We start from the raw sequence: 17,823 nt of genomic DNA on the forward strand, positions 1-17,823 counted from the left end.
TATGAGGAGGATTCACGTGGACAGAAATGCTTTAAGAAAAGTAAAAGGCCTTATTGGATTATTAATGGTTTTTGTATTAGCATTTGTATCATTTCCGTGGAGTACATCAGTCAAAGCGGAAGAGAAAAAGCAAGAAAAGGCACCAAGTGAGAAGAAAATAGTTTTCCCCGTTGTAAGTGATGTTCATATTAAAAATAGTGGAACAGATGATATGTTTCGCTGGAAAAGAGCGATTGAACAGTTCAATACGCTTGCACCAAAGCAAGATGCTTTTGTTATTGTAGGAGATTTTACTGATTCAGGGTCTGTGCAGCAATATGATCGTTTCATGCAAGTGTATAATGACAATGCAAATAAAGATGCGGTACGAATGAATTCTCTAGGTAACCATGATTATTGGAACGGTTTATCCGTAGAGGGAGCGCAGAAGCGTTTCTTAGAAAAAACAGGTATGGAATCAATTTATTATCATAAAGTGGTGAAAGGGTATCACTTCCTTGTTATGTCGCCAGAAAATGGGACAACACATGGATATTATTCAGATAAACAAATTAATTGGTTAAAAGAAGAGATGGCAAAGGCACAAAAAGATGACCCAGAAAAACCGATTTTCGTATTTTTACATCAACATATTAAAGATACAGTGTACGGTAGCCAAGAATGGGGAACGAAGGATAGTGCAAAAATTAATGCAGTATTAAAAGAATACCCACAAGTCATTACGTTTTCAGGTCATTCACATTATCCATTAGATGATCCAAGGTCGATTCATCAAAAAGACTTTACATCTGTTGGTACGTCTTCTGTAAGCTATATGGAGGTAGAGGGCGGTAAAGTGCAAGGGAATATTCCTTTAGAATCGCGTGCATTAAGCCAAGGTTTATTAGTAGAAGTAGACGATAAAGAAGTAACGATTAATCGTCGTGATTTCCATACAAATTCTTGGACAGGTGAGCCTTGGAAAATTAAATTACCAGCAAAGAAAGAAACTTTTACACATGTAGAAGATCGTGATAAAGAAAAACCATCTTTTTCGACAGATGCGAAGTTATCAGTATCAAATGTAACAGAAAATGCAGCAACAGTAACATTCCCACAAGCATTGGACAACCTTCTCGTTCATTCGTATCGCGTACAAGCGAAGGATAAACAAACGGGAGAGATTAAAAACAAGTTATTAGCATTCTCAGAGTTTTATCGTGATCCAGTACCAAAAGATCTTACGTTTACGCTTGCTGGGTTAGAGGGTGGGAAAACATATACACTTGAAGTAGTTGCGATTGATTCATTTGGCAATGAAACCGCGCAGCCGTTAACAGCAGAAATTACTACAAAAAAAGATAATATTGACCCGAATGTGAAAGTACCAAAAGCGGATGTTTTTGATGTAAACTTTGCAGATGGTACATTTAAAGACAATTCACCATTTGGTACAAAAGGTGAATTGAAGGGTAATGTGACTATTGAATATGATAAAGCATTGAAAAAGAATGCTATGAAGTTAAACGGAAAAGCAAATACATTTGGATATCTTCCATTTTCAGCAGCACAAAAAGAGAAAATAGCAAATACGTTTACGTTAGAAACTGTGTTTTCAATGAATGAAATTCGCGGGCAAGGTATTTTGCAAAATACAGAGAGCGGCGGAATTGGTTTTGAGTCTACAGGAAGTGGATATGTTGAATTATGGGCTCACATTGGCGGTAGCTACAAACGTGTTGGCGCTCAATTGGAAGCGAACAAAACGTATCATTTAACAGGAACATATAATGGAAGCGAAGTGGCAATTTACGTAGATGGTAAAAAAGTAAATAGTCAGTCAGCTCAAGGAAAAGTTTATAACCCGAACGTACCATTTGCATTTGGAGCGGATCCTGATAGTAACGGAAATGGTGGTATTCCGTTAAATGGACAAATCGCGCTTGCGAAATTATATAGTAAAGCGTTAAGTTCTTCAGAAGTATTAGCAGCGTACAATGAGTTTTCTAACCGTACGAAGTTAGAGCAAGTAAATGCGCTATTTGAAGAGCTTGGAAAAGTAAAAGAAGTGTTAGCTGGTACGTATGAGTTTGGTGACAAGCCAGGTCAATATTCAAAAGAAGCATTTCAAGAATTAGAGAAAAGCTTTAACATAGCAAAGCAAGCATTTGAAAATGTAGGGAGTACGGGAGAGCAAATCGTTCAAACGTATAACGAATTAAAAACAGCTAATGTAACATTTGTACAATCTAAAGTAGTAGAACAACCGAAAACACCGAAAGAAAAATTACAAATTAATATTGAATCTGCAAAAGCAGTAGTGAAAAAAGCGCAAGCTGCAAATGTAACGGACGGTTCAATGAAATCATTGAGCCAAAAAATTACAGTGGCAGAATCTGTGTTAAAAGATGCGAAAGTAAAAGATACACAAGTAGAAACGATGAATCGTACGATGGAATATGCGATTTCACTCGTTGAAAAAAGTATGAACAAATAAGAGAGAAGAAAAGAAGCTTATCATGATAGGCTTCTTTTTTGTTATACTAAAAGTAGCATAGAAAGAAGGAGCGAATAATTTGGAACAGAAAAAGCTAAAAAGAATTCTTGAATATGTATGGATCGCGGTTGTGCTCCTTGTAGGATATTATTTATTAAAAGATAAAAGTATTTGGGTTTTATTCTTAATGACGTTTTTATTAGCAGGATTAGGAACGTTATTTATTAACTTCTTCTTTGATAGTTTGAATGCCTGGAAGAAGAAAAAGAAGGGGACGAAGTAAAGGAGGGAATATATGCAAAAGTGGAAGCTCATATATCAGGTGATTATTTTCTTAGTGCTTGTGGGTATTGGAATGGTCAAATATTCGACACCAATAGGAAATTGGGCATGGTTTACAGCTTGCATCGGCATATTTTTCATTTTACAATCGTTAACGAAAAAATATAATAGTACAGAAAGATAGCTCGCCGTTTTATCGGCGAGCTATTTTGTTATGCTTTTTTCTGTTCATCATCTGTTTTTTCGTTAGCTAAATGACTATGTTTCCTAGAGTAGAAGAAATAGAAGCATAAGCCGACTATAAGCCAAACTGCAAAGCTAATCCATGTTGTTTTAGACAAATTGATCATTAAATATAAGCAGCAAAGAATCGCGACAACTGGTAGTACAGGTACGAAAGGTGTACGGAATCCACGTTTTAAGTCAGGATGTGTTTTTCGTAAAATAAGTACAGCGCAGCAAACGAATGTAAAGGCTGTTAATGTACCGATATTTACTAAATTCGCTAGCAAATGTAAGTCTAAAAGGCCTGCTAATAAAGCGGCAATGACGCCAGTAATCCATGTATTTAATAAAGGGATTTTTACTCTTTTATTTACACGTGCTAACGCTTTTGGAAGTAGACCGTCACGGCTCATCGCATATGAAACGCGAACTTGTCCATACATCACGACTAGGAGGACGGTCGTCATTCCAGTCATCGCTCCAACAGCGAGTAGTCCTGCAATTGCATCTTCACCAACGAAGTGCAATGCAAATGCAACTGGATCAGAAACGTCTAATTGTGTATAAGGAACCATACCTGTTAAAACGAAAGATACAATCATATATAAAATAGTACAAATAAGAAGGGAACCAATAATACCAATTGGTAAATCACGCTGTGGTTTTTTCGTTTCTTCCGCAGCGGTTGCGATTGCATCAAAACCTAAAAAGGCGAAAAACACAGTGGCAGCGCCAGTAATAATACCGTCGTATCCGAATGGAATGAACGGTGTCCAGTTTTCAGGTTTTACATATTTTGCGCCTGCTACGATAAAAGCGATAATAACGGCTAACTTGATAAGAACCATAATATTATTAATGCGTGCGCTTTCGCGTATACCAAAACTTAAAAGGGCAGTAATGATGAGTAAAATACAAACAGCTGGTAAATCGATGAGACCACCTTTTCCTACGCCGGGGGCTGAGGCGATTATGGCGGGCAGGTGTATATTGAACCCTTGTAGTAAAGATTGCAAATAACCAGACCAACCGACAGCTACTGCTGCAACGGCAAGTAAATATTCGAGCATTAAACACCATCCGACGATGAAGGCGACAACTTCTCCGACTGTCATGTATGCGTAAGTATACACACTTCCTGAGACAGGAATAGAAGAAGCAAATTCAGCATAACAAAAGGCTACACAAGCACAAGTAAATGCAGCAATAAGGAATGATAGCATAATACCAGGACCAGAATGTTTTGCTGCAACAATACCTGTTAATACAAAGATCCCTGTCCCAATTACGGCGCCGATTCCTAAAAATGTTAAATCGAGTGCAGTTAATGTTCTATCTAGCTGCTTTGGTGATTCAGTACTAAGCGCTTTTTTTCGTAATAATGACTTCACTTTGGACTCTCCCCCCATTTTTTTATTTCCATAACTGCGACTATAGTATGAGCCCATTAAAAAAGAGTAAGTAAGGAAGTGGAGGTGCAGTTATGGTATGTAGTTTTTTTTAAAATTGCTGGATTAATCTTAATATAATTCAGAATATTTTGTCAAATAAAAATATGACAAATAAAATGCGGATCAATAGGGGAAACTACTTGCAGAAATGGACGGGGGTTAATAATCTACTTGGATGGAGAACCCCACTGATTAAAGTTAAAGTAGGAGCAGATGCTATGTTATTTTATTTTGAACTTGTCGTCATTTTACTTTGTACGAAATTAGCTGGTGACATTAGTGTGAGACTTGGTCAGCCTTCTGTACTTGGTAAGTTAATTGTCGGTATTATTATCGGTCCGGCTGTACTTGGTATTATTAATAGTTCTGAACTGATCGATGAACTGAGTGAGATTGGTGTTTTGTTACTTATGTTTATGGCGGGACTTGAAACAGATTTAGAAGAGTTAAATCGGAATTTGAAATCGTCGTTTGCAGTAGCGGCCGGTGGAATTATTTTTCCTTTCATCGGTGGTTATGTAACAGGATTGCTGTTTGGATTAATACAGTCCCATGCCATTTTTTTAGGGTTATTACTTTGCGCAACATCGGTTAGTATTACGGTCCAGACGCTACGTGATCTAGGAAAAATGAATACGAGAGAAAGTACAACAATTTTAGGTGCTGCCGTATTTGATGATGTCATTGTCGTTATTTTATTGGCATTTGTAATGAGTTTTTTAGGAACACAAGATGTGAATATAACACTTGTCATTGTAAAGAAAATTATTTTCTTTGTAAGTATTGTTTTTATTGCTTGGAAAGTCGTTCCTTGGATTATGAAAATGCTTGTACCGCTTCGTGTAACAGAAGCGTTAATTAGCGCGGCTCTTATTATTTGTTTCTCTTTTTCTTATTACAGTGAAATGATGGGAATTGCAGGTATTATTGGAGCGTTTGCAGCGGGAATTGCTATTTCTCAAACAGAGTATAAGCATGAAGTGGAACATAAAATTGAACCGATTGCTTATGCAATATTTGTTCCAGTATTCTTCGTAAGTATCGGAATGGAAATTACATTTCAAGGTATTGGAAGCCAGCTTTGGTTCATTATTATTATGACTCTCATTGCGATTTTCACAAAGTTAATCGGATCAGGTTTAGGAGCAAGGCTGACAGGATTTAATCTCCAATCTTCTATTAGTATTGGCGCGGGGATGGTATCACGTGGTGAAGTAGCGCTTATCATCGCTGCAAATGGACTTACGGCGAATTTATTAGCGAAAGAAAATTTCACAGCGATTGTTATTGTTGTTATATTGACGACGATTATTACACCGCCACTTTTGAAGAAATATTTTGTATAGAGAGGAAGGGCTTATCTGATGTAGGTAAGCTCTTTTTTTATTCCCAAAAGCAATGATCATATAGCATGAAGGGTTTGTAATTATGGTAAAATCTATGTATGTGATATGACAAGGAGAGGGAAGTGTGAAGATTACGAAGGAGAAGGTTATTGGTGTAATCGTACTTATTGCAGTATGTATACCATTTACTGCATGGAAAGAATCAAAAGTGAAAGATTTTCCGGTTTCTATTTTTTCGGAAGAAGCAGATGGTGAGTACGGTCAGAAGCTGAAATATACTGCTTTTTTACCTGATGTTGCGATTTGGATGAACGGTTGGGAAAAGAAGTGGACAGAAGGGGAAAGAACTGTTTATCAAAAAGGGAATCGCATTGTAAATGTGTTTCATCCTCCTGGCGATGATGGTTATTACCTTCTTGAAGCAAGAGAAAATAAGTGAACGCAACCGTAAGAAGTGGAGGTTAAATAGTGAAAGCTTCAACATTACTATTTAAAATTGAAAGTAATATGGATCAATTTTCACCAGCTGAGAAGAAGGTTGCCATGTACATAATGGAGAATGCAGAGATTGTACCGAATTTAACGACGAAAGAAGTGTCAACGAATGCAGGCGCAAGTGAAGCGAGTGTCGTTCGCTTTTGTAAATCGATTGGAATCGGAAGTTTTAAAGCATTTAAGATAGCACTCGTTCGTGAATTAACGATTGCTGATTATAATATTAACGATTTTTCAGTGATGAATACAGAAGATGGACCGTATGATTTATTTAATAAAGTTACTTATGTGAATAAAGCTGCAATTGAGGCGAGCGTGACGGCGATAGATAAAAAAGAACTTGAAAAAGCTGCAGATCGTATTGTAAATGCCGATAAAATTATCTTTTATGGAGTAGGCGGATCAGCTACTCCGGCGATGGACGGAGCTTATAAATTTACAAGGCTCGGATTTACAGCGATGATGCTATCTGATTTTCATATGATGTTGCCGCTTGTGACGAATTTAAAAGAAGGCGATATATTTGTTGCGATTTCAACATCTGGTCGAACGAAAGATGTGCTTGAAATGGCGCAGTATGCAAAGAGACAAGGTGTAACTGTTATTGGAATTACGAAACTAGATCAATCATCACCGTTATATAAAGAAGCGGATATTCGCCTTTGTATGCCAGATGTAGAACAAGATCATCGTATTGCGAGTATTGCTTCGAGAATGACGCAATTGAATATGATCGATGCTTTATATGTGATTACTTTCAATCGAATTGGTAATAAAGTATTGAATCAATTTATGGAGACACGAGAAGAAGCGTTGCGGTTACGGAAGTTAAAGTAGAAGAAAAGATGAGGAGACTCATCTTTTTTTATCCCCCTATTTGCCGGGCAGTAAGACCCTCACTTCAAAATTCAGCGGAAGCAAAGAAAGTTAGGTGGGGATCAACTGCCCGTAAATGCCCGATTGGTGCGGGCTAATAATCAGTGGGGATGAACAAAACCCACACTGATTAAAGTTTCACTTTATTATCTTTGACAAAAATATGTCATGTCGTGAAATTTTATTTCATAAAATAAGAAAGAGTAATTGATTTTTAGTTTCTTAAAGTTATAATAAAAGTGTGAAATATAATTTCAAAGAGGGTGGCAATATGTTAGAAAATTTATCGACAGAACATCGTAATGAGAAAACAATGAATTTGGATGAGATGAGCATAAAAGAAGTGTTGCAAAGTATGAATGAAGAAGATCGAACTGTTGCGTTAGCAGTTGAAAAAGAGATAGAACAAATTGAAAAGGTTGTACAGACTGTTATTAAATCTTTTGAAGAAGAGGGACGTTTAATTTACATTGGTGCTGGTACGAGTGGTCGTTTAGGTATTCTAGATGCAGTGGAATGTCCGCCGACATTTGGCACGGATGATAAAATGGTGCAAGGATTTATAGCAGGTGGATTGAAAGCGTTTACTAAAGCGGTGGAAGGTGCCGAAGATCGCGAAGAGTTAGCAGAAGAAGATTTAAAAAGTATTGGATTAAATGAGAAAGATACAGTGATTGGAATTGCTGCAAGTGGCAGAACTCCTTACGTAATTGGCGGCTTGAAATACGCACAGAGTGTAGGAGCGAGTACAGCGAGTATTTCTTGTAATAAAAATGCTGAAATAAGTAAATATGCAAAGTTAAATGTGGAAGTAGAGACAGGTGCAGAAATATTAACAGGATCAACGCGTTTAAAAGCTGGTACAGCACAAAAATTAGTGTTGAATATGATTTCAACAGCTTCGATGATTGGTGTAGGAAAAGTATATAAAAACTTAATGGTAGATGTTCAATCCACAAATGAAAAGTTAGTAGAACGGTCAAAACGAATTATTGTGGAAGCAACAGGCGCTAGTTATGAAGTAGCGGCAGAGTATTATGAAAAGGCAGAACGTAACGTAAAAGCTGCCATTGTTATGGTGTTGTTGCAGTGTGAATATGGGGAAGCACTGGAGAAACTAAAATACGCTAAAGGGTTTGTGAAGAAAGCACTATAAAATAATAGGGAGGGGGATTCTATTATGAAGAAAGAAGAGAGAATGGCCAAGGAAATTTCGGAGCAACTTGGAGGAATAAAAAATATTCGTAGTATTGCTCATTGTATGACGAGACTACGATTAACGCTTCATGATGAAAGTAAAGTAAATATGGACCTTTTAAAAAAAGTTGAAGGCGTTATGGGTGTTATAGAAGATGAGACGCTTCAAGTTGTCGTTGGTCCAGGAACAGTAAATAAAGTAGCAGCTGAAATGGAAGGCTTAACAGGACTACGAATTGGTGAGGTAGCAGATCATCACCTTGAAGATATTGGGCAAGAGATGAAATCAGAGATTAAGAAGAAAAATAATACACCGGTGAAAAACTTTTTACGAAAAATAGGAAGTATTTTCATTCCGTTAATTCCAGGACTTGTTGCGTCAGGAATTATAAACGGGGTTGCTAACTTTGCGAAAAACGCTGGTGCTGATCCAAATGCAACGTGGTTACAAATGTTACTACTCATTGGCGGCGGTATCTTTACATTCTTAGGAATTTTAGTCGGTTGGAATACAGCGAAAGAGTTCGGCGGGACACCGGTTCTTGGGGCAATTGCTGGCATTTTAATTTTCAACCCAGCGATGGCAAACGTAAAATTGTTTGGTGAAGCATTAGTGCCCGGACGTGGCGGATTGTTCGCAGTTATTTTTGCAGCATGGCTTATGGTTGTAGTGGAAAGACAAGTTCGAAAAGCAGTGCCGAATGCAATTGATATTATCGTGACACCACTCATTACTGTATTAGTTGTAAGTATCGTAACGATGTTAGCCATTCAGCCATTAGCAGGTTTCTTATCAGATGGTATTACGAGCGGAATTAATGCTATTTTAAATATTGGCGGAGCATTTGCTGGCGCAGTACTTGCGGGAACATTTTTACCTCTCGTTATGGTCGGATTGCATCACGGTTTAACACCAATTCATATGGAATTTATTAATCAAACACACGTAACACCTTTATTACCAGTACTCGCAATGGCTGGTGCTGGCCAAGTAGGCGCAGCAATTGCGATTTATGTGAAAACAAAAAACAAACGACTTCGAAATGTAATTAAAGGTGGATTGCCAGTTGGCTTTTTAGGAATTGGTGAGCCGTTATTATACGGGGTTACATTACCACTTGGGAAACCGTTTATTACTGCTTGTTTAGGAGCGGCTGTCGGTGGTGCTTTCCAAGCAGTTATGCAAACGGCTTCACTTGGAATTGGCGTATCAGGGCTATCTTTAATTCCGTTAATTGCTGACAATAAATATTTACTATATTTCTTAGGTTTAGTAATTGCATATACTTTCGGATTTATCTTTACGTACTTCTTCGGATTTAAAGAAGAAATGGCAGAAAACGTATAGAGAAAGGGATTCCTTTCTCTTTTTCTATTAATAGAAAGGGAGATTTATATGATCGGAGTTTCCATTTATCTTTCAAAAGAACGAGTAGAGAAACAAGAAGAGTGGCTAAAAGTAGCGAAGGAAAATGGGTTTACATCTATTTTTACATCACTGCACATTCCAGAAGATGATCCAAATACGTATAAAGAGTTAATTCAAATATTAGGGAAAAAAGCTCTTGCACATGAAATGGAGCTAATGGTTGATGTTTCTCCAAAATCGTTACACCATTTAGGGCTAACATATGAAAATGTGGAAGAGTTATTGAACTGGGGCATTACCGGTTTAAGAATGGACTATGGCATCACGCCAAAAGAAATCGCCCGCGTATCTCACAAGATGAAAGTAGCTTTAAATGCGAGTACGATTACAAAGTCATTTTGGAAAGAGTTACTTGCAGAACATATAAGAGTAGAGAATGTAGAAGCGTGGCATAATTTTTACCCACGTCCAGAGACGGGACTAGCAAAGTCCTTCTTACAAAAACAAAATCAATATTTACAGAAGTGCGGAATAAAGACGATGGCATTTATTCCAGGAGATGCGGAAAAACGTGGTCCGTTATATGAGGGGTTACCAACGTTAGAAAAACATCGCAATATGCGCCCGCTTGAAGCGTACTTAGAACTTGTACAAGATTGTGGTGTTGATAAAGTATTGATTGGAGATATAAGCGCAAGTTTAGAAAGTATGCAAGAAGTAGCTAGTGCAAGTAGAGGGATTATTCCATTGCGTTACAAATCATTTATAACTGATAAAGAAGTATTAAAAGTGGTAGAGCAAGTGCATACAAATAGACTAGATCCGTCTCGTGATGCTATTCGATCTGTAGAATCAAGGGAAGGAAATAGAGTGATGTTACAGCCGATGCATACAATTGTAAGAAAGAAAGGTAGCATTACAATTGATAATGAATTGTACGGTAGATATGCAGGAGAGATGCAAGTTGCCACACATGATTTACCTGTAGATGAGAAAGTGAATGTTGTTGGAATGGTTGTAGAAGAGGATATTTCTTTATTGCCGTATGTTGGCGCTGGAAAAATGTTTCAACTTTTTTGTGCGATAGAGTAAAAGCTTGAATTAGCGCTATTTTGTAAGAAAACATTATCCGTAAAAGGGATAATGTTTTTTGTTTTCTTTAAAAAAGTATTTGACGAATGAATTGAAATACCGTATTGTTTTGACTTGTAAATAAAAGTTCACTATAACAAAACGAAAAGGAGAGTTCAAAATGAACCAATATATTGGGAATTTAATTATTCGTATCGTGTTAGGAGTAACGTTCTTTGCGCACGGTTTAGCGAAGTTTCAATCAGGTATCGATAACGTAGCAGGATGGTTTACAAGCATCGGCTTACCAGGTGGCCTTGCATACGGCGTAGCAACAGTTGAATTAGTTGGTGGTATATTATTAATTATCGGTTTAGGTGTACGATATGTAGGATTGTTATTCGCTCTTATTTTAGCTGGAGCTATCGTAAAGGTAAATGGAGCAGCAGGTTTATTAGGAGATGGAAAGAATCCAGGATATGAATTAGATCTTGCATTATTATCAATGGGTGCGTATTTATTCGTAGTAAAAGCAGAAGGATATGTAGATCGTTTCTTAAAAGAGAAAGTAATGAAAACGAAGTAAATTTTATTTATAAATGTTGACTTGAAGAAATATTGTAACTATAATGATTACAACTAATGAATTACGAATGAAACAATTTAAATATTTTTTTACACAAGATGTAACTACATTGGTTACGTCTTGTGTAAAAATAAATAAACGGGAGGAAGTAATATGCCTAAATCAAATTTAGAAATTATTAAAAGCACGTATGAAGGATCAGCTTCTTCAAATGCAAAGCATTTAGCAGAAGCCTTCTCTGAAAAAGTGGAATGGACAGAGGCAGAAGGGTTCCCGTATGGCGGAACATATAAAGGCGTAGAAGCTATAATGGAAAATGTATTTAGGCGTTTAGGATCAGAATGGGATGATTATAAAGCAAGTGTAAATACGTATCATGAAGTAAACGGAAAAGATGTAATTATTGCTGAAGGTGTTTATTCAGGAATTTATAAAGAAACGGGAAAATCATTTGAAGCAGAATTTGTTCATGTATGGCAACTTGAGAACGGAAAAATTGTGAAGTTTAAGCAATATGTAGATAGTCATATTGTTAGGGAAGCGATGAAGAGATAATGCTTTTTAAATGGATCGTAGGTATATGCATTACAATTATAGTAATTTTCTCGTCTATAGTTGGCGGAAAGAAATTGCTTGCATATGTGGAAAAAGAAAATAAAAATATTCAAATCGAGCGAGCGGCAAACGAAAAAGAGAAAAAAGCTGCAGAAGAAGCTCCGCAAATTAGTGAAGGTGAAATTATTTCTACTATGCATAAAATGGTGCACCAAAAGGTAAAATCCTCTGAAAAATGGGGATTTGTAGAGATGACAAAAAAGGAGATTTCTAATGTAAAAAGAGATATTGAAAATAGTACAGGTTTTCAATATAAAATGAAGTTATTTTCTATTATAAATAGATGGGAAAAAGGAGATTTTTCTCAAACTGTTGAGGAGCATAACTTTTTATGGAGCCTTCAAGGTGGAGATACTGGCAAGGCGACGGAACGTTTATCGCCAGAAGAGGAAAAGCAGTATATAAAAGAAATGAAGAGTAAATAAAAACATCGCCAACCCAGATGACGATGTTTTTTCATTAAGAATGTTTTCGTATTAAAGGTCTAGTTGGCTGAACGGCAACAGTTTTGAAATGAGAAAATAAATAACATCCTGTTACAACGACCATTGTCCCTACAATTTGTATCCACGTTAATTCTTCACCGAGGAAAAGGAATGCTAAAATCGCTGTGAAAATCGGATTGAAGTTTAGAAAAATCCCGGATGTCGTAGCTCCTAATTTTTGTACACCAATATTCCAAAATACCATACAAAGAACTGTCGAAATAAGCCCAGTATATAAAAGTGATGTGATGAAAGAAGTATTTATATTTGAAACAGTGAAGCTACCTATGTTAAACGGTAGTAATAAAATAACGCCGAAAATACCAGAGTACAACGTTGCCATAAGTGGTGTAGTTGTTTTTGTTGCCCATTTACTACAAACAGAATAGATTCCCCAAATACAAACTGCTGCAATCATCCATAAATCGCCACTATTAAAATGTAGTGAAAATAAAAGCGAGAAATCACCTTTTAATAGGACGAGGATAACCCCGAAGAATGAAAGAATCATGGATAGAATTTGAAGTGTATTTACTTTTTCTTTTAGAAATAATACTGAAAATAGTGCAATGGAAATCGCATTTAATGTAGAAATAAGTCCTACATTCGTTGCGGATGTTTTTTCTAGTGCTAGAAATTGAAAGATGTTAAAAAGAGCGACCCCTGAAATTCCCATGAGTATTAACGGAAGTATGGCAGCGCGAGGTGGAATGATTTTCTTTTCTTTAAACCATACCATCGGTAATAAACAAACGATCGCAATCATCCATCTTAAGCTTGTAAGTGTCATCGGAGACGCGTGATCGACGAGTGATTTTCCAACGACGAAATTTCCTCCCCATAATAAGCTCGTTAGTAATAATAAAAAGACATAAAAATAAGGCATATAAAAATCCCCTTTGTTGTAATCAATATGAATTGTAAATAATTTTAGCATTTTTCTTTATTATGTAATATATTCTTTTGTATAATGGGGAAAAGTCGATAAAATATTTTGTTTTGGATGATATTTACAGAAAGATATTCGGTTTTATATAGGTTATAAGTTGTTTTTTCGAATAATCATCGGTAAGAAAAAGGGGGAATTTTGATGGAGTCGTCAGTTATTAAAGTGTTAGATGATTTAGACGTACAAATTTTAGATATATTGCAGAAGGAGTCTCAAGTAAGTAATGCAGAGCTTGCGCGACGCGTTAATTTATCGCCAGCTGCGATGCATGCGAGAATAAAAAGATTAGATGGAGAAGGGTTCATTGATAAGCTAGTAGCCATTTTAAATCAAGAAAAGCTTGGTTTTGATTTGTTATGCTTCATTTTTATGAGCACGAATATTCATCAATCGGATAAACTGGAAGTGCTGGAAAAAGAATTAGAAGCAATGCCTGAAGTGTTAGAATGTCACTGTTTAACAGGAGAGTATGATTATTTATTAAAAGTTGCAAATCGTGATCGTAAAGAGTTGGAGCAGTTTATTAGAAAGCTGAATAAGCTTGGTATTACAAGGATACAGACGAGTTTGGCACTTCGTGAAATTAAATATTCAACAGTATTGCCGATACGAGATGAGGAACCAAGCATCGATTAGATTGCTTGGTTTTTTGTTTGTATAAAGTGATTGACGAGAAGAAAAGAGAGATGTATTATTATATAAAATTATGTATTAAAATTCATTTTAGGTTATAAATATTAATATCGGGGGCAAGGGGAGAGCATATGAAAATCTGTAATGCGGTTACGAGTGATGTGAAAGAAATTTATAGTCTTATTGAGGTTTATGCAAAAGAGGGAGTTGTTTTACCACGTTCTCTTTTGTCTCTTTATCAATATTTGCAATGTTTATATGTTATGAAAGAAGAAGAGAAAGTTGTTGGAGTTGCTGGTTTACATGTGTTAGGAGAGGACCTTGCAGAAGTTCGGTCGTTAGTCGTTTCGCATACATATGCAGGGAAAGGAATCGGGCGTATGTTAGTAAATCATGTAATAAATGAAGCAGTGAAAATAAAAGTAAGTAGAGTCATTTCTTTAACATATGAAACAGAATTTTTTCAAAAGTGTGGATTTGATTTTGTGAATAGAGATGCGCTACCAGAGAAAGTATGGGTTGATTGTAGACATTGTCCAAAGGTTGATTATTGTGATGAGGTGGCGATGATTCGATATGTTGGATGAAATAAAAGGAAAAAAGAGCAGCTAGCAAAAGCTAACTGCTCCATTCAAGGGATCTCTCCAAGGGGGAGTGGAGAAAATATTATGTTACTAGCATTATTGACAGATTATTAGGAAATATACAAATCGGATGAAAGAAATTTTAAATAAACTTTCGGCATTGACAGTTTTTAAAATGTTCATGTACAATATATATGAATGACATTCAGTCATTTTTATGTGACAGGATGCAGTTAGCTTAGAAATGGAACAAATACAATGGTAAATGAGGATGATAGTTGTTTTTATATAGTATTGATGAAAGAGTATATTTTTTTAAAACAAAAATGACTGATAGTCAGTCATAAGAGGTGAGAGGTATGAAAAATAAAGCTTGGTTATATGTCATATTAACATGTATCTTTGAAATTTTTTGGGTGTTTGGTTTTAATACAGCCAATACTTGGTGGCATTGGATTATTATTTTAGGAGTTATCGCTGTTGATTTTCACTTCCTTTCTAAAGCGTGTGAACATCTTGCAACAGGGACTGTATATGCTGTTTTCGCCGGAGCTGGTACGGTAGGTACTTTCTTAATGGATGTATTTCTTTTCGGTGGAAGTTTCAGTGTAGGGAAGTTATTTTTTATCGTGATGGTTGTAGCTGGCGTTATCGGTTTAAAGCTAGCTGATAATAAAGAAGAAACTGTGGAAGGAGCTGCTTAAAAATGGGTTGGTTTTTCGTATTTTGTGCTGCAATTAGTGAAATAGTCGGTGTGATAGGACTTAAAATGTATAGTAAAGATAAGACATTAGCCAATGGTGCGATTTATATCGGTGGGTTTGCTACATCCTTCGCATTTTTGTATACTTCCTTCTTATTTTTACAAGTAAGTGTCGCGTATGCGGTTTGGATTGGTATCGGAACAGCAGGTGCAGTTTTGTTAAACATGTTCTTGTTTGGTGAGTCGAAAAGTAAAGCGCGTATCATTAGTGTGTTTCTTATTGTATGTGGAGTGACAGGATTAAAGGCACTTTCTTAAAGATATATTGCATTTTTATCTCCTAATTGTTTATTAGGAGATTTTATTATAAAAAAACGATTTCCTCTTAGAGTTCACTATCATTGACAGTACAATCGATTATCTTATAAAATGAGTGACAGTCATTCAATATGCGTGTGAAAGGGTTTAGATGATGAATAAAAAAGAGAAAATTGTCTATGCAGCTATTGAAGTGTTTCAGGAAAAGGGCGTCGAAAAAACGAAGATTTCTGATATCGTGAAATTAGCTGGCATTGCGCAAGGAACTTTCTATTTATATTTTCCTTCTAAGTTATCTGTTATGCCTGCAATAGCAGAAGTGATGGTTGAAAAGATGATACTTGCAGTGAAAGAAAAAGTGCAAAACAATGCGCCTTTCTCAAGTAAAGTGACGCAAGTAATAGATGCGGTGTTTCACTTTATAGCTGAATATCGTGAAATACAAGCTTTAATGTATGCTGGTCTTGCATCTACAGAACATATAAAAGAATGGGAAGCTGTGTATGAGCCCCTTTATATGTGGCTAAGTGAATTTTTAAATGAGGCAAAAGAAGCTGGTGAAATTCGTAATTCGGTTCACGCAGAGCGAACAGCGAAGTTATTTATCGCTCTAGTTGAATCAGCAGCGGAACAAGTGTATCTATATGATCATAAAGATGATGAGCAAGTCGATTTGCAAAAGGCAGAAGTACTAGATTTTTTAACACATGCACTACATATAAAGAAATAGTGAGATGAACCTGTCTGAAAAGGTAGGTTCATTTTTGAGGAAAACTGAATGATAGTCATTCACCTAATACTTATGTATGTGTAAAAGGATAGAGTGAAATTCTAATGAGTGGAGGCATCCTCACTCATTACTAGCCCGCAAAGAGCAGGATAAAGAAAAAGCTTCTTGGGTATTATTTTTTGAGAGGAATTTACGGGAAGAGGTGTTAAAAAGTGAAGAAACCGATAAAAGAACAAAAGATGGTATTGGTCATTCTTTTGAGTAATATATTTATCGCTTTTCTAGGGATTGGATTAATCATTCCGGTTATGCCGTCCTTTATGAATGATATGCATTTAACAGGGAAGACGATGGGATATCTCGTTGCAGTGTTTGCAATGGCACAGCTCATTACTTCACCTATTACAGGCCGGTGGGTTGATCTTTACGGTAGAAAGAAAATGATAATCATTGGATTATTTATTTTTGGTGTTTCAGAGCTTCTTTTTGGATTAGGAAAAGATGTATGGATGCTTTATGTAGCGAGGGTGTTAGGCGGAATTAGTGCTGCTTTTATTATGCCTGGTGTTACGGCATATGTTGCGGATATTACATCTATTCAGGAACGTCCAAAGGCGATGGGATACTTATCTGCGGCTATTAGTACTGGATTCATTATAGGGCCTGGAATCGGCGGATTTATTGCAGAATACGGTATACGTGTGCCGTTTTTTGTTGCAGCAGCAATTGCCTTTATAGCATGTGTGATTTCGATATTTATTTTAAAAGAACCTTTAACGAAAGAAGAGCTTGCAGAGATTTCTTCTAATACGAAAGAATCAAGCTTTATTGGTGATTTAAAGAAATCATTACATCCAATGTATGCAATTGCATTTATTATCGTATTTGTACTCGCATTCGGATTATCAGCATATGAAACTGTGTTTAGTCTGTTCTCTGATCATAAATTTGGATTCACACCGAAAGATATCGCAGCAATTATTACAATTAGTTCAATCTTTGGGGTAGTTGTGCAAGTATTTATGTTTGGCAAATTGGTAGACATGTTCGGTGAGAAAGTATTAATTCAAATATGTTTAATTGTAGGTGCAGTGTTAGCATTCGTCTCAACTGTAGTCTTTAATTATTGGATTGTACTTCTCGTTACGTGCTTTATTTTCCTTGCATTTGATTTACTTCGTCCAGCTTTAACGACGTTTTTATCAAAAGCAGCTGGAAAAGAGCAAGGATTCGTTGCTGGGATGAACTCGACTTATACGAGTTTAGGAAATATCGCAGGACCAGCGATGGGCGGAATATTATTTGATATGAATATTCATTATCCATATGCATTTTCAGGCGTTGTTTTAATAGTTGGTCTCGGCATTACATTTATGTGGAGAGAGAAACAGTTGGCTGAAAGTTTTGCGAAGTAATGAGAATAAAGAATGAT

At 36.2% G+C, this 17,823-nt stretch carries 20 protein-coding genes; 18 read left to right on the forward strand and 2 right to left on the reverse strand.

Features of this window, described 5'->3' with window-relative positions:
* The first annotated feature begins 16 nt into the window (after positions 1-16).
* The 3 genes from MR143_RS17715 to MR143_RS17725 all read left to right on the forward strand — a co-directional run bounded on the left by MR143_RS17715 (position 17) and on the right by MR143_RS17725 (position 2,942).
* Entirely contained in the window at positions 17-2,476 is a 2,460-nt protein-coding gene (locus tag MR143_RS17715) for a LamG-like jellyroll fold domain-containing protein (RefSeq protein WP_000375662.1), read from the forward strand.
* Between the two features lie 79 nt (positions 2,477-2,555).
* Positions 2,556-2,759, forward strand: coding sequence for a hypothetical protein (locus tag MR143_RS17720; RefSeq protein WP_000435800.1), 204 nt, complete (start codon positions 2,556-2,558; stop codon positions 2,757-2,759).
* 12 nt (positions 2,760-2,771) lie between these two features.
* Entirely contained in the window at positions 2,772-2,942 is a 171-nt protein-coding gene (locus MR143_RS17725; RefSeq protein ID WP_001174854.1) for a hypothetical protein, read from the forward strand.
* 28 nt (positions 2,943-2,970) lie between these two features.
* Here MR143_RS17725 and MR143_RS17730 read toward each other — a convergent pair whose 3' ends face one another.
* Positions 2,971-4,374, reverse strand: coding sequence for a branched-chain amino acid transporter BcaP (locus MR143_RS17730; protein WP_000838709.1), 1,404 nt, complete (start codon positions 4,372-4,374; stop codon positions 2,971-2,973).
* Positions 4,375-4,574: 200 nt separating this feature from the next.
* On the opposite strand from MR143_RS17730, the gene MR143_RS17735 reads away from it, so the two are divergent.
* The 9 genes from MR143_RS17735 to MR143_RS17775 all read left to right on the forward strand — a co-directional run bounded on the left by MR143_RS17735 (position 4,575) and on the right by MR143_RS17775 (position 12,414).
* Positions 4,575-5,780 (forward strand): cation:proton antiporter, encoded by a 1,206-nt coding sequence (locus MR143_RS17735; RefSeq protein WP_001174890.1) that lies wholly within the window; start codon positions 4,575-4,577, stop codon positions 5,778-5,780.
* Positions 5,781-5,904: 124 nt separating this feature from the next.
* Positions 5,905-6,219, forward strand: a complete 315-nt coding sequence (locus tag MR143_RS17740; RefSeq protein ID WP_000704958.1) for a hypothetical protein — start codon at positions 5,905-5,907, stop codon at positions 6,217-6,219.
* A gap of 29 nt (positions 6,220-6,248) precedes the next feature.
* Positions 6,249-7,112, forward strand: a complete 864-nt coding sequence (locus tag MR143_RS17745; protein WP_000648166.1) for a MurR/RpiR family transcriptional regulator — start codon at positions 6,249-6,251, stop codon at positions 7,110-7,112.
* A 310-nt stretch (positions 7,113-7,422) separates the two neighbouring features.
* Positions 7,423-8,307 carry an N-acetylmuramic acid 6-phosphate etherase gene (gene murQ, locus MR143_RS17750; RefSeq protein ID WP_000892345.1) on the forward strand — a complete coding sequence of 295 codons (885 nt, stop codon included), beginning with the start codon at positions 7,423-7,425 and terminating at the stop codon, positions 8,305-8,307.
* A 24-nt stretch (positions 8,308-8,331) separates the two neighbouring features.
* Positions 8,332-9,696, forward strand: a complete 1,365-nt coding sequence (locus MR143_RS17755; RefSeq protein WP_000711292.1) for a PTS transporter subunit EIIC — start codon at positions 8,332-8,334, stop codon at positions 9,694-9,696.
* 48 nt (positions 9,697-9,744) lie between these two features.
* Positions 9,745-10,809 (forward strand): DUF871 domain-containing protein, encoded by a 1,065-nt coding sequence (locus MR143_RS17760; RefSeq protein ID WP_000580620.1) that lies wholly within the window; start codon positions 9,745-9,747, stop codon positions 10,807-10,809.
* 160 nt (positions 10,810-10,969) lie between these two features.
* Positions 10,970-11,374, forward strand: coding sequence for a DoxX family protein (locus MR143_RS17765; RefSeq protein WP_001077751.1), 405 nt, complete (start codon positions 10,970-10,972; stop codon positions 11,372-11,374).
* Between the two features lie 153 nt (positions 11,375-11,527).
* Complete coding sequence (locus tag MR143_RS17770) at positions 11,528-11,929, forward strand: nuclear transport factor 2 family protein (protein ID WP_001126686.1); 402 nt, start codon at positions 11,528-11,530, stop codon at positions 11,927-11,929.
* Positions 11,929-12,414: a PRK06770 family protein gene (locus MR143_RS17775; RefSeq protein ID WP_000897978.1), complete on the forward strand. Its 486-nt coding sequence runs from the start codon at positions 11,929-11,931 to the stop codon at positions 12,412-12,414. Before MR143_RS17770 ends, MR143_RS17775 begins: the two co-directional genes overlap by 1 nt.
* A 34-nt stretch (positions 12,415-12,448) precedes the next feature.
* On the opposite strand, the gene MR143_RS17780 is transcribed toward MR143_RS17775, so the two are convergent.
* Positions 12,449-13,360, reverse strand: coding sequence for a DMT family transporter (locus tag MR143_RS17780; protein ID WP_001146275.1), 912 nt, complete (start codon positions 13,358-13,360; stop codon positions 12,449-12,451).
* Positions 13,361-13,564: 204 nt separating this feature from the next.
* Here MR143_RS17780 and MR143_RS17785 point away from each other — a divergent pair, with 204 nt between their 5' ends.
* From MR143_RS17785 to MR143_RS17810, 6 genes are all read left to right on the forward strand, one after another.
* Positions 13,565-14,059, forward strand: coding sequence for an Lrp/AsnC family transcriptional regulator (locus MR143_RS17785; RefSeq protein WP_000446090.1), 495 nt, complete (start codon positions 13,565-13,567; stop codon positions 14,057-14,059).
* Between the two features lie 128 nt (positions 14,060-14,187).
* Positions 14,188-14,643 (forward strand): N-acetyltransferase, encoded by a 456-nt coding sequence (locus tag MR143_RS17790; protein ID WP_000686671.1) that lies wholly within the window; start codon positions 14,188-14,190, stop codon positions 14,641-14,643.
* 356 nt (positions 14,644-14,999) lie between these two features.
* Positions 15,000-15,344, forward strand: a complete 345-nt coding sequence (locus tag MR143_RS17795; RefSeq protein WP_000790626.1) for a DMT family transporter — start codon at positions 15,000-15,002, stop codon at positions 15,342-15,344.
* 2 nt (positions 15,345-15,346) lie between these two features.
* Complete coding sequence (locus tag MR143_RS17800) at positions 15,347-15,661, forward strand: DMT family transporter (protein ID WP_000539671.1); 315 nt, start codon at positions 15,347-15,349, stop codon at positions 15,659-15,661.
* A gap of 151 nt (positions 15,662-15,812) precedes the next feature.
* Complete coding sequence (locus tag MR143_RS17805; protein WP_002181951.1) at positions 15,813-16,391, forward strand: TetR/AcrR family transcriptional regulator; 579 nt, start codon at positions 15,813-15,815, stop codon at positions 16,389-16,391.
* A 212-nt stretch (positions 16,392-16,603) separates the two neighbouring features.
* The gene (locus MR143_RS17810) at positions 16,604-17,806 is read left to right on the forward strand and encodes an MFS transporter (protein WP_000742954.1); all 1,203 of its coding nucleotides are present in this window, start codon (positions 16,604-16,606) and stop codon (positions 17,804-17,806) included.
* The last annotated feature ends 17 nt before the right edge of the window (positions 17,807-17,823 follow it).

The sequence above is a fragment of the Bacillus cereus group sp. BfR-BA-01347 genome, from assembly GCF_022663835.1.
GTDB classification, from domain to species: domain Bacteria; phylum Bacillota; class Bacilli; order Bacillales; family Bacillaceae_G; genus Bacillus_A; species Bacillus_A thuringiensis_K.